At 40.6% G+C, this 13,447-nt stretch carries 10 protein-coding genes; 1 reads left to right on the top strand and 9 read right to left on the bottom strand.

Going from position 1 to position 13,447, the window contains the following annotated elements; translation table 11 throughout:
• Window positions 1-305 precede the first annotated feature (305 nt).
• Window positions 306-1,082 (bottom strand): ABC transporter permease, encoded by a 777-nt coding sequence (locus Q0L00_RS16330; RefSeq protein WP_297337959.1) that lies wholly within the window; start codon window positions 1,080-1,082, stop codon window positions 306-308.
• 893 nt (window positions 1,083-1,975) lie between these two features.
• Window positions 1,976-3,148 carry a hypothetical protein gene (locus Q0L00_RS16325; protein WP_297337958.1) on the bottom strand — a complete coding sequence of 391 codons (1,173 nt, stop codon included), beginning with the start codon at window positions 3,146-3,148 and terminating at the stop codon, window positions 1,976-1,978.
• A gap of 271 nt (window positions 3,149-3,419) precedes the next feature.
• Between Q0L00_RS16325 and Q0L00_RS16320 the strand changes: the two genes are divergently transcribed.
• A complete protein-coding gene (locus Q0L00_RS16320; RefSeq protein WP_297337957.1) occupies window positions 3,420-4,820 on the top strand; it encodes a hypothetical protein in 1,401 nt (466 codons plus the stop codon).
• Here the strand turns inward: Q0L00_RS16320 and Q0L00_RS16315 are convergent.
• The 7 genes from Q0L00_RS16315 to Q0L00_RS16285 all read right to left on the bottom strand — a co-directional run bounded on the left by Q0L00_RS16315 (window position 4,810) and on the right by Q0L00_RS16285 (window position 13,337).
• Entirely contained in the window at window positions 4,810-6,474 is a 1,665-nt protein-coding gene (locus Q0L00_RS16315; RefSeq protein ID WP_297337956.1) for a DUF6044 family protein, read from the bottom strand. The two genes, Q0L00_RS16320 and Q0L00_RS16315, sit on opposite strands and share 11 nt — an antisense overlap.
• Window positions 6,461-8,146 carry a DUF6044 family protein gene (locus tag Q0L00_RS16310; RefSeq protein WP_297337955.1) on the bottom strand — a complete coding sequence of 562 codons (1,686 nt, stop codon included), beginning with the start codon at window positions 8,144-8,146 and terminating at the stop codon, window positions 6,461-6,463. The genes Q0L00_RS16315 and Q0L00_RS16310 overlap by 14 nt, the downstream gene beginning before the upstream one ends.
• Window positions 8,147-8,674: 528 nt before the next feature.
• Window positions 8,675-9,880: a dTDP-4-amino-4,6-dideoxygalactose transaminase gene (gene rffA, locus Q0L00_RS16305; RefSeq protein WP_297337954.1), complete on the bottom strand. Its 1,206-nt coding sequence runs from the start codon at window positions 9,878-9,880 to the stop codon at window positions 8,675-8,677.
• 46 nt (window positions 9,881-9,926) lie between these two features.
• A complete protein-coding gene (locus tag Q0L00_RS16300) occupies window positions 9,927-10,607 on the bottom strand; it encodes a GNAT family N-acetyltransferase (RefSeq protein ID WP_297337953.1) in 681 nt (226 codons plus the stop codon).
• On the bottom strand, window positions 10,604-11,539 hold the full coding sequence (locus tag Q0L00_RS16295) for a glycosyltransferase family 2 protein (RefSeq protein ID WP_297337952.1): 936 nt from the start codon (window positions 11,537-11,539) through the stop codon (window positions 10,604-10,606). Before Q0L00_RS16295 ends, Q0L00_RS16300 begins: the two co-directional genes overlap by 4 nt.
• A gap of 922 nt (window positions 11,540-12,461) precedes the next feature.
• Window positions 12,462-12,869: a hypothetical protein gene (locus Q0L00_RS16290; RefSeq protein WP_297337951.1), complete on the bottom strand. Its 408-nt coding sequence runs from the start codon at window positions 12,867-12,869 to the stop codon at window positions 12,462-12,464.
• Between the two features lie 252 nt (window positions 12,870-13,121).
• Window positions 13,122-13,337 (bottom strand): hypothetical protein, encoded by a 216-nt coding sequence (locus Q0L00_RS16285; protein WP_297337950.1) that lies wholly within the window; start codon window positions 13,335-13,337, stop codon window positions 13,122-13,124.
• Window positions 13,338-13,447 lie beyond the last annotated feature (110 nt).

The following is a 13,447-nucleotide window of genomic DNA, read 5'->3' as shown; positions in this document are numbered from 1 at the left end:
AGATTTTTCTTAAATACAAACCAATAGCCAATGAAGACTAGTGGTAGAAAGATTAGAAATTCAAAGGAGTTGAAAAGCAAAGAAAAGAATTATTTGTCAGTTGGTTTTGCTCTACTTTCTTACTATAGTAATAAAAGTATCAAATTGAAAGACTCTTGGAAGGTTTAAATGACAAGATATATTTCGAGTTGCCTAATAGGCTAAGTTAAGGTTTTGGTAGATTTCTTTATTATCTCTCATTTCAAGCCTTTCTTCCAATTTCTTGTCTTCTCTTCGTAATTGTAGAATTTGCCTAATGGATTTCATTAAGCCACATCAGCAAATATCCGCTCCATCCTCCTGAAGTAAAACATCCCAAAAACGAAAAATACGACTGCCAAAATACTCCCAGGCCAAATCCAATCCCAAGGCATGGAGCGATTAAGAAAGGCGGCGCGGAAGCCCTCGATAACACCGACCATAGGATTGAGAATGTAGAATTTTTGGTATTCTGCTGGTACGGCTGAAGTACTATAAACCACCGGAGCGGCATAAAGTAAGAGTTGGACCAAGAAAGTCAGGGCATGTTTGACATCCCGATACTTAACAGCAAGGGCGGAAAGAAACATCCCGATTCCCAAGCTGCACATGAGAAGTTGGACTATTAATAAGGGAAGAAACAGCACTCCCCATCCTGGAACCTGCCCAAAGTAAATCAACATGCCAATTACCACTACAAAGGCGATCATAAAATCCAGAAGCTTGGAAAGCATAGCCGATAAGGGCAGCACCATTCTTGGGAAATAGACCTTGGTAATCATATTGGCATTTTGAATCAAGGAGTTGGCTGATTCGGTAAGGGTACCAGAGAAATAATTCCAAGGCCATAGGGCTAAATAGGAAAAGAGAATATAAGGCATCCCGTCTGAGTCTACTTTAGCCAATCCACCAAAAACCAGGGTAAAAACCACGGTGGTGAATAAGGGTTGGATAATGGCCCAAGAAACCCCTAGGATGGACTGTGCATATCGGGCTTTGATGCCCCGGAGCGTTAGGAAGTATAGAAGATCCTTGTATCGCCACAGTTCTTTGAAATCTACCATCTTCCAGCCGGAGGAGGGTTCGATTACTTTGTAATGTTGGGAGTTCAGGGTTGGGTGATTTATAAATTGCCTTGATAAGGCATTTTGGGTATTGAAATTAAGATTTACAATTCATCTCCTTCAAAGAAGAAAGGACCTTCGAACGGATTATTATTCTAGGAAAAAAGGTCTAGGGTTGGCTTCCCTCCTGCAAATTGACTTAACTTCTTAATTGACTGATGTTTTCTCTTTAATTGAGATACGTTTACCGAAGAGCTGACTCTTTGCTAGACTTATTGGCTTGGATTAATTATTTCAGAATTGAGAAAGGAAATTTCTGAATTTTCAGCTTTCTCCTCTGTCTTGATTTTTAACTCGAAGGTTCCAGCTGTTAAGGATAAACTCTTTTCGAATAAAGACACTCGTCTACCAATAGCTTCGCCCCTTCACTCCCAATACTTTAGCTCCTTAAAGGAGAACAACAAACTAGTTCGTTTTTTGAAATAGCTTGCCAAAGATTAGAAGCTAGCTTCGACTGAGTAATAAAATTACTCGGTTGAATTCAAAAAGCAAATGTTTGAAGAAAATTGAATTTTCTATAGATTTTTGAACTGTTTAAGTGGTTGGAAAACGCTTTAGCGTAAATGCGGTTGGTCGGGGTTGAGAATGATCGAACCAGAATAGCATAGTATTAAAAATCCAAGCATGGATATACAAATTGGGGTTTCTAATAAAAGGTTCAGGCAACTGGGGAGCTTCGCTACTCTAACTTATCGCTACCTACTCATTTTGTTCTCAAAATCAGGATTTAAGAATAGTGGAATATTCGAGCGTACTTCTCGATTTGATCTTTCCTGATTCTTGGATTAAGGCTTCTGAAATTTTTAATCCTCTTATTTATCCTCTTTGCGTAGTTAAATCATTTCATTTTGGGTTATCCAGCGTAGCAAAAATGCAATTAAGGATCCGGCGTGAAAAGTCCAGACCAAGACTAGAGGGATTGTTTTAGCTTTTGTAAGCCTACTGGTGAAAAGATTTTTCAAAGTGACCAATTGAAGGATAAACAGGGATATCGGAATCTGCCAATAAAAATTCCCATGACTCATACGATCTCCTGTTTCTGCAAAAAGGAGGTACACGGCAATACTTCCCAAAAACAGAAGTAGAGAAAACTGAAATTCCCGCTGTTTCCAGAGCTTTTTTCCAATAAAAGCCCAAGAGAGGAATAGAAGAGCAAAACTTGAAATCAGGTCCCAGAACCAAGTCTCGGAGTGTAGTTTAAAAACAGCCAAGGGACTGATAATTACCTCAGCATCATAGGAGAGCATAAATATTTTATCTTGCCAAATGGCAGATTCATAGATTAGATGCTTTGTCACCCATAAAGTCCCTAACCATATCAAAGAGGCCAATACACTCCAAATGAAATTCTTATTTGGCCTTCCATAAATCAAGAGATAAAATAGGGGCAAGCCAGGAATCAGCACAAATAGAAAACTGGGTTTGATCAAAGTATTGATTAATCCCAAAAGAATCATCAATTGCCAATCGGTAGGATTGGGCTGAGTAAGCCATGAAAAGGAGAGAAAAAAAAGTGCAAGGGCAAAGGGAAATACGAAAATAGTAGTGGAATTAAGCCAGATCGAGGAAGTAAATTTCCCCAAATACCAATGCTCCCCTTCCATACCCGGTAGCACCAGAGGAAAGATAAAGAATAGCGCTCCAACTGCTAAGGGACTCCATTTATACCATTCAGCTTGATCCTCTAAGTTCTTTTTAAGGTAGTTTAGGCTTAATTGAAATTTAAAGTAGACCGTCAGGCAAAGTAAAAGTAACGCTGCAATTTTATAAGAGGGTCTCCACCAGAAAAGGTTACCCAGCCATTTCAAATTCAAAAAATAAAGGGGAGGCACATTGTATTTCCCCTGATCATCGGCATGCCAGAGCATGTCTATGTGGGTACTGATATCAGCATTGATTTCCAAGAAAAGCGCTGCCAATACGACCAAAGCCATCGTCAGTAAAGGAACCGAAATCCCAAGGAGATAAATTAGCCTGAATGATGCTCTGGAATCAAAGATGCCCACTTAGATCGATTAATTTTTTAATAAGGTGAATTTTCCGTAGGTGTTCGCTTTTAAAGCAACAATTTATTCCAAAAGGGATGGTTTGAAAAGGCCAATATCGGAAAGAAAATTTACCCATTGGGATCTTTTCCCAATCAGATTTTATGGTAGCTTTTTCAACTTACACAAAAGTAAAGTTTACATTTGGCATGTCCTGAAAAGTCCTTGGGATCAGATGGGGTTTAAAGGTCTTTATTCCGCGATTTAATTCCGTACTTATTTTACTCCTCCATTGAATTTAAAAAAGTTAGAAGCCACCAAAATCACTAATCTTTCCCTCCTGACCCTTGTAGGGATGGTTTTGGGTGCTTACTCTTATTTTCTTTGGTATTTAAATGGACAACTCCCGGTACTTTGGTCAGATGAATGGCTTTACCTAATCAATACCAAAGCTTTTTATGAATGGGGAACCGTACAAGCTGCCATCACCTATGACGGTTGGGGATCTACCTGGTTTGGAGCCGACTCCCATGGTCCGCTTTATCCGATTATCCATGGGGGGATCGCAATGCTATTTTCTTGGAACCCTGCTAATTTTCTTTGGTTAAATCTGCTTCTATTTCTGCTTACGGCCTTGGGTTATTTCTGTGCGAATATTCCGAACCGAAAAGAGTGGATTGGCTTGCTATTGCTTCACCCACTTATTCTATTTTATTCCTTTAGCCTCATGCAGGAAATGATCCATGTATGTGGAGCAATGATTGCCAGCATCCTATTGATCAAGCTTTCAGAAAGGGGAAAACGAAGTAAGTTTAAAATCTATTTTGTTTTCCTCGCCTTCCTATTGGTATTTTCCTTATTCCGGTCATCCTGGATGATTTGGGGAATTGCTCTTCTCCCCTTTTTGCCCAAGCGATTTCCCCTAATTTCAAAACTGATAGGCCTGCTTGGGCTTTTTGTTATCAGTCTTGGAATTCAATTAGCAGTAACCGAATCTGTTCCTACCCATTTTGCCACAGTGGTAGAATTTCTTACTTCGGGTGAATTAGCACAAGCAGTTAAGCAGGTTGGAATCAAATTTTTCAAAAACCTAGGTGCCCTCATGTTATATAGTGAGGGAAAAGCTTATTATTTGATTAAAATCGGTATGCTTATCCAATTTGCTGGTTTGATCTATTTATATACCAAGCGGAAAACAAAAATTCTACAGGTAGGAGTTTTGGTTTTTGGTACTCATCTCTTGCTTCTTCTTTTGTTCTATGAAGCAAGTGGTTGGATCGAACTTAGGATACTTTTTGCCCCAGGTCTATTGGTAAGCTACTTACTCTTCCAAGAACTAAGGAGGACTATTCGTTGGGGCATGATTGGGTTTCAACTGCTGGTATTTGTGGGAATGTTGCCCAATGTCAATCAGGCAGTGTATTGGCGGCTTGAGCAAAAGCACCGTTTAAAAGTTTTGCAAGAAGAAAAGATCATGTCTGCAATAAACCAATTGCCTTTAAAGCATGACTATTGGATCAAAATTGAGGCTGCACTCCTGGAAGAAATAGATTTTGATCAATTACCACTAGGTACATTTGAGGGATCCCGCATCCATTACATTGCTCCTTTTTATACCAAAAACACCAAAACCCCGGATGTAGTAATTAAGTCAAATCCTTTAAGGGTATCCGTAAATTCAATTACTCCGTGATTTGATAGAGGTGAAGGGACCAAACTGATTCTGGCCGATCAAATTTGGACAAAAGTGTCAATTGTTTATTGGTAAGTGGAAAAGCGCTCAGCAAATACCGGGTATTTTCCTTTTCACGAAGAGTCTTCCAATCAAATTTGAGAGGGGGTAGATTGGGAATCGCTGATGGATCCGGCTTTTTGAAGGGTAAAACCCATTCTGGATGATGGGATTGGATGAGGTAGGCTTTACTTCCCCAATAATCAAAATTTCTTCGAAAGGCTTCATTTTTTTCAAGCTCCAAGTGGATTACCGAGCGAATGGCCTTTTTATCTTTCAAGTCATAGGAAGGAAGATATCCATCCCTTGTCTTGATTCCATGATAAGAGGATACTGCCGGAGGGATTCCCAAATGGGCAATATATCCCTGGTATGAATTAGGAATCGCCTGTTTGATTTCTTCGTAGGACCCTGTATCGTAAAACTCCTTATAGCTTGGGTTGTAGCTAAAGGCCTCCACCCCTATCGCTTTTTTAAGCAAACTTCTCCATTCATAATTACCTATTCCCAATTGAATTAAGAAAAGGATGATCAGTGCTGTTTGAGCAGAGTTTGTCTTTAGGTTTGCCCACAATGAAATCAAGGAAAGTAGGATAAATAAGGGGATTAGCTGATATATCCGAGACCAATTAAACGAGCCGAAGCTTGGGGATAGGGATGATAGCCAATTGACTAATGGCGGGAAAGTGAAAGCAGCGGACATCAGACTTAGAAAAAAAGAAGCAAAAAGAAAAGGGAGTGCATAGCCTAGATCCCATCCCTTCTGGATTCCCCTGAGGAAAAGTATTAGGGATAGTACAGGAAGGATAAACAGGTGAGAGACCCCAGTCAATTGCCCGAGCATCCACAGGGAGCCAGCATAAAAATAATGCTGGCCTATATGCCCATCTGCAAAAAATTCCACTCGATGGGAAATAAAATCATTCTGAAATGCCAGGCCATAAATCAACTGATATTCTTTGACCCCAATTAAAAATAAAAAAAGAATAAAAAGAGGTAATGGAATTTTTAGGCTTTGGATCTTAAGCAGGTAAAAAGCCACATTTACCATAGCCAAAAGGAAAACCACTGGAATGAGTACAATCACTGAATCGGATGCCAATACATAGCAAGCCAATAAAAAACAAGCCCAAGCGTATCGTTTTGCCTTCCAATATAAATATATGAAATATAAAATCGGAAGTCCTGCTATGCCCAAACCGGCAAAAGGATAAAAAGCCAAGCTGGCCCATATCAATGCCCACAGGCCTCGCTGACTGGATTTACCCAAGGAAAGGTGGTTTAAAAAAGCCCAAAACGATGCAAAACCAACCGAATAGATTAGGACTTTTAGGAGAATTAAGGCATAAAAAACTGGAAATACGGCATAGAGCAGGGAAATTAATCTAAAAGGACTGGGATAGGTGAAACGGTACTGACTGCCCAAGTATCCATCAATTTTCTCCCAAGGGGCCCTGAAAAAAGCCTCTTGATCTTTGAGGATTTTATACCAAACATGGTTGGAATCCAACTGATCAGAAATAGGTAAAGGAACATCCTCACCCAAAATCAGGACCGGAAGAAATAGGATAATACCTCCTATCAGATAGATCAGAAAAGGGTTAGTGAACCTCATATACATAAATCGTCCATGCGGATTCCGAATCTTCAAAAATTCTCAGTAACTCGGTCATCTCTTGATCCAATACTTCGGTGGAGATTATAAATCTCCCTCCCATACTTTTAAAAGACTCGAGATTATACTGAGTTTTTAACGGTGTTCTGGATTTCCACTTAAAGCGCATAAAGTCATCTCCGAGTTGCTCGTTAAACAAGTAAGCTTTGTTTCCCCAACCAAAAAAATGTTGATACAAATCACTTTGAGTTCCAGATTTGCCCAACTCAGGTTGGATTATGGCCCCGAATTGTCTTTTATACTCCAAGGGGTAATTTCCGGTATATCCATCCAAAGCATGGAGACCATTAAAACTAGAAATCCCTGGATGAATTCCAATGGAAGCCACTTTCCCCCCTCCACGGGTTTGGATTTCTCGCTTTATTTCATCGAATTGCTGTTCGGCAAAAAATGCTTGGAAGGAGGGATATTTCTCCCCAAGACCCAAAACAGGTTTTAAAACGTAGTTTCTGTGATTGTTATCAATTACCAGGAAATTATAGGAGATAATCAATAGGAAGGAAAAGGAAATCAGTTGATCTAACGTTTTGAATTCACGATTTAGATGGATCAGGGAAAAGCTTAGGCTTAGGAAAATCAAGGGATAAGCCACAAAAATAAATCTATCCCAAGAATACCATACCGGAACAACGATTGGCATCCGTTCAATCAAGGGTAAGTAGCGCGAACCAACGGCAAAGAAGACAATAAGCAGTGCTAGGATCAGTGTCATTCCAGCTTTTTGGGCCGGTTTACTTGGCCTAAATAAGCCTAGGACTCCCAGGATAAGGGCGCCCCATAAAATCAAAGGATTAAAAATTACCGAATGAAGGGTTCCATCCGAAAGAAATTCAAAGAAAGTGGGCCAAAACTTCTCATAAAATCCGGCAAAACTATGCGGGTTATATTCTAGACGATGAGGGGTAAAACTCCCTCCAAAGAAAAGTAGAAAATGCCGGTAGTTTGCCAGGCTCGCCAAAAGTGTGAATAGGACAAAATGCCTAACATAAGATTTAGGAAATGATTTTGAGTTAATCCAGATTCCAATTCCATAAATAAAGGCGATTATGCCTACAAAAAGTCCATGGAGATGCAGCAAACTATAGCACGAGTAAAAAAGGATGATGAGGGCTCGAGGTCCATTCAATTTTTTTCCTTTTCCTGCAGAATAAAAGAGGTAGGCAATAGTAGGAAAGGCAGCCACGGCTATACCTGCTTCCGGCCAAAACCCGAGGGTAGCCCAGGCAAGAGAGATCCATTGAATTTGGCTGGATTTAAGTCGGTTTTTAAAGAAATGACTGAGGATATGAATAAAAGAAAAGTAGGCAATGCAATGAATTAAAATTTTGTTTACCAAAACAGCGGTATAGGGCTGGAAGAAATAAAAAAGCCAAGTCTTTATAAAAAACTCGCTGGCAAATACGCCTCTGGGCAACTGATCCAGCATCCCTAGAATGGGAAAATTATTCGATTTAAAAATCGCCTCTTGGTCAATCACTAATTTGTACCAAGGAACGACAAGTTCAAGGTAGTCATTGGCATACCAAATGGAGTTACTCCCTAAAAGCAAATAGGGTAAGAAAAACAAAAGCAGGCCTCCAAGCCCAAATTTGTTTGATTTCCAAAAGTTCAACAGGGATTGATTTTGCAAAATTCTATTGGAATCAAGTTGGGATAAAGGTACAGGAAAAGAGGAAAAGAGAACTAGAGTTCGAGAAATTATACCCCATTTTCAAAAGAGCTAAAAATCTAAGAAGTTTTTCAAATCCAAGTTGATTGCCCCAAAATTCAAAATTAAGCCCTTCCTAGGCCCCCTATCCCATCCTCTAAAATCAGGGGTAAATTAATTCATGATCCCCGATCATAATGAGAATAAATTTCGGGCAGCTTAATTTTCGCATGATTTGAATTTGCTAGCCAAATTGAGCTAAACAACTTTAGTTTTCCTCCCAATCCATACTAGATAAACCCGATGAATTCGATTTAGCAATTGGCGTATCTTATTGAGATCTAGCTTCATTTCTTCCCTCATATTCTCTTTTCTTCGCTGCTTTAAAACGATTCATGACTGGCCTTCCTATCCAGGGATTAAAGAAAGAAATTCGGAACTTAACAAATCAGTAATCGGCAAGGCTCGGTTATATACCTAGTCTAACCCTATTTAACCATTGGTGGAGAATGGGTAGTCTTTCACCAACTCTGGCAACTCATAAAACAGGGGTAGTCTGAGAAGGCAATCCGAATAGTGATCAGAGTGTGGAAGGTATCGGAGATATTGGTCGGGGAAATGATGTTGGGAAAACTCCGAGCGATGCAAGGATTGGTAGTGAAAAACAGAGAGTATCCCCTTTCGCTTTAAATCAGCGATCACTACATCTCGCACCTGGCCGGAAGGAAGCAGGAGATAAAATAGGTGGTAATTGCCTTCCTGGGTTTGAATTGTAAAACGCTGATCTGATTGCATGTTCGCCTGCAAGGAATCCTTGATCTGGGCCAAATAAGCCGAATCCAAAACTTGAAGTTCGTGAGAGGAATTGGAGAAAAAATGGTAATAGTCTTTCCAAATCGCCTTTCGCCTTTGCTGAATTTGAGTACTATTTTCCAATTGAGCCCAAAGGAAAGCAGCGGTCAGTTCAGAAGGCAAAAAACTACTCCCGAGACTTTTCCAGCCATATTTATCCAATTCCCCCCTGAAAAAGGCAGATCGATCGGTTCCCTTCTCCCAAATCACTTCGGCTTTGGCGATCAGCTTGGGATCATTGATTACCAACATACCTCCCTCTCCAGAATGAATGTTTTTGGTTTCATGAAAGCTAAATGCGGCAAGTTGGCCAAACCTACCCAAGGCCTTTTCTTCATAAAAACCACCTAGGGCTTGAGCAGCATCCTCAATGAGGTAAATATGATGTTGCTCGCAGAGTCGCTGAAGGAATTCCATATCGCAGGCCACGCCAGCGTAATGAACCGCCAGTATTGCCCTGGTTCTCGGACTGATTAAACTTTCAAGTGCCAGCTCATCTAGTCCCGGGAAGTCCGGTTTACTATCCACAAAAACGAGTTTTGCCCCTCGCAAGGCGAAGGCATTGGCAGAGGAAACAAAGGTAAAACTGGGAACGATAATTTCATCTCCGGGCTGAATATCCAAAATCAAAGCAGCCATTTCCAAGGCATCTGTACCCGAGGTGGTTAACAGGCATTTGGTAAAACCGTAGGTCTGCTCCATCCACTGCTGACAGCGTTGAGTAAAATCCCCATTCCCCGAGAGTTTGCCCTTTTTTGCAGCTTCCTGAATATAGGTCAGTTCTGTACCAATGAGGTAAGGCTTATTAAACGGGATTTGAATATCCATTTTTTCGGAAAGTGACATTTGAGTCGATCAGGATTTCTTCAAAAGGCGACACGCAATCGAAGGGTTAATCCTTCCAATAATGATAAATATAGGTTTTTCTGACTACTTGATAGCCTATTTTTTGATATAAGCCCATGGCGGACTGGTTAGATTCCTGGGTTGGGATTTGAAGTTTTTTTATTCCCTTTTCGCCTAAATAATGTTCGGCCGCGGAAACCAATTTTTTTCCCCATCCTTTTTGGCGATGATTTGGTTGTACTGCAAAAAGTCCGATTTTACCTGTTTTCTCCTGAATACGATAGGTAATCATTCCCTCCAAATGGGTACCTATAATCAGTTCATTTTTTGTCAAAGCTTGGTCTATCCAAAGTTCATACAGCTTTTCAAATTTCTCATTTACTAACCTAGGATCGGTTTTGAATCTAGAATATACTCCGCTTTCTAGCGCTAAAAAACGCAAGGCTTCCTTTTCCTGCTGACTCAGTGAGACTGGATTTTCTTGGGAGAAAACCTGTACCCCATCTACAGCTTGGGAAAAATTCAATTCCTTTTCAAACAGGACTTTCACATCCACAGGAAGAAATTGGGGATTGGCAAAGGACAAGGGAACTTCTGAAAACACATAGACCAATTTGAAATCCTTTACCGCACGAAGAAAATCAGTTTCCTTACAATCGGCTTCCCAATCCACTGCGCCTACCGGATAACCAAAAAGTCGGGTATCAAAATCAAGGGAGCTAATCATGATTTTGAAATCGGACTAGTTTCCTTTTCAATAACGTAAATGGGCCGATTTTTTACTCCCTCGAAGGTCTTACCAATATAGAGGCCCACCATTCCCAAGGTCATCAACAAAAAGCCACTCAACACCCAGATGGATATAATCAGGGAAGCATATCCTGCCACAATGATTTCCCCCTTCCAATAGCGCCATGCCGTGAATGCAGCAAATAGAAACCCGGTGAAAGCCACGATAAGACCCAGTTTAACTGTCATCCGAATCGGTTTATCCGAGTTGGCCAACATAATATCCAAGGCTAAGTTAAAAAGCCGCTTCGGGTTATAAGTACTCCTTCGATTTTCATTCTTTCCATGGGTAACGGGAATGCTGGTTTTTCGAAAACCCACCCATTGCACCATGGTTGGAAAATAGCGGATGGATTCTCGCATCCCGATGATTTCTTTAATCACTTGGTGATGGTAAATTCCAAAATTAGCGATGCTTTCATCCTGAGACACCCCGGTTAACCATGCAAGCATTCGGTAGAATAAAAAAGACCCCACTTTCTTCAAAAAGGAATCTTGGCGGATTTCCCGTCGGGCTTGCACAATCTGAAAGCCTTCTTGAGCTTTTTGGTAAAGTTGGGGGATTTCACTTGGCAGATCTTGAAGATCAGCGTCCATGACTACTACCCACTCCCCTTTGGCCTGATCCAACCCTGCAGTAATGGCATAATGCTGCCCAAAATTTCGGGAGAGTTTGATCCCTTTTACCTGAGGGAAAATTTTGGCTACCCGAGTAATTTCAGACCACGAATCATCGGTACTTCCATCCTCAACCAGGATAATCTCAAAATCTGGATTAAGAGGTTCCATTGATTTGATTATTTCCCTGACCAGGGTCTCTACCAAAGATGCGCTTTGAAAAACCGGGGAAACGATAGAAATGTGAGGCATTCAGTAAAAATAGTAATTTAGGCGAAGCTCATGTCAAATGAAGGAGAAAAGAAGTTTAAGGTCGGCTCACCTATTATTCATTCACTTCCTATACATAAAAATTGGGTAGGTAAGAAGTTTTCCTTCGGGTTTACTTATTCAATAAAATACATCGGAGCACCCAACCCACTATTCTTTAGGGTGATAGGAGCAAAAAATAGCTTCCTGGATTTACCCCTGAAACTCCCCCGTCAACCCAGCCATTCTTTGGAATCACGAGTTTATTTAGCAAAGGGCATTGAATTTCAATCCTTATTTTGTGGCCTATTCTATTCTTCAGCTAAGAGTATTCAATTGAAACTCGTTCCCTTCAAAAGGAAATTTAGCTTAAAATTCAATGTACAAAATTCGTAAAAACGAATGGAATTCAGCGCATACAATCAATTAATTATCAAATCCTTAAAAGCTGAGGCATCCAGCATCTATTCCAGTTCCTTTTTGATTAATTGATTCATCTCTGCCTTACTTTTGGGTTCTATCATCGGTTACCCCTCCGACAAATTAACCCAAAGAAAGCTGGGAAATCGGGGAAAGGAACCAGCTCCAACGGAGTCGACTGGCTCATGGAAGTATCTTCTGAATTGATGGAAAGGCTTCATCTTTCCTAATTAGGCTTTCCTCTTTTCCCAATTAGACCTTACAAATTTCTCCCAAACGCTCCTTGGAAAGTTGTTCTTCCGGAGCAACGTATAAAGATTTAGGAAGGGGATTGTTTTGGCCTTTCTAGTTAAGGAAGTAAGTGAATGAAACCTGCGTCTCAACTGAGCGGGTGAGCGCTGCTCCGCACCCTTGGTGAATCCCTGATCAGCAATCAAGATTGCACAAGACTCCTGTCACTTGGATTCATGATCCTGAATCAACTGAGAAACTGACTTTCTCCAACCTATTCGGACAACCATTTGAGCTGAAGTTTTTCCAACACTGGTTCAAGGTGTTTCATTTCTCCTTGCAGGCTCCTTTGAAAACCACATAGCTTTTTAGCCAATAAGAACTTTTGAAAAGAATTGGAATTTCCATGAAACTCGTTGACTACCACAGTGACCTTACTCCCAATCATTTTCAACTGGGCTTCCACGGACAATAACTCCTCCATCACATCTGAAAGCCCTCTTTCCTGAATTTGAATCCGAATGCGCTTCGCCTGTAAAATGCTCCGAATCAATTCGCTCATGGAAAGGCTTGGATCCCGGGAAAGGATTACTTTCAACTCCTGGTAGTGAGACTCGCTTAAACTACTACTCACCCTACGGGGAAACCTGTTCACTTCTTGTTTTCTACTTTTTTTTTCCATCTTATGCTCATGATAGAGATTCCAGCAATTATAGGCTACCCTGCCATTCGGGAGCAGAGCCAAAAGGGGTCGAGGTAACCTGGACTTCTCTGTTTCTGCACTCGATCCCCACCTGGCTCCGCCTTCCACGGGTTCAATTTTAGCCTCTCAGGACCCGCTATTTTCTTTTATTTATGTTGGCTATTCAGGCCTGAGGATTCTGAAATGACTCTAATTTTTCTTTAAAAAATCAGGTCAAATCATTAGATAACTTCAGTTCTCTAGATTCCATACCCATTGGGAGGCCAATGCCTTCCAATCGTAGATTGGACTCCCTGATTCAGTCCGCCATCCCAAAGCCTGATAATAGAAATAAAACACTTCTCCTTCTTGAGAAGGAAAATCAGAAGAAGCAAAAAAGCATTTCACTTCTTCCAACCCGGGTGCTGAAAACATCGATCTTGAAGTTTCTTTCTTTTCTAGTCTCATGATGTTATTGGTTTAGTGAGCCAGTGAACCTCTCAAGAAAAGACCAATATTTTTCACGTATCCACCCGAGCAACCCCGTCTTTGCTTAGTTTGATTTTTTACTAATGAAA

The sequence above is a fragment of the Algoriphagus sp. genome, from assembly GCF_024305035.1.
Taxonomy (GTDB): Bacteria; Bacteroidota; Bacteroidia; order Cytophagales; family Cyclobacteriaceae; genus Algoriphagus.
This window is presented reverse-complemented; position numbering and strand designations above follow the sequence as displayed.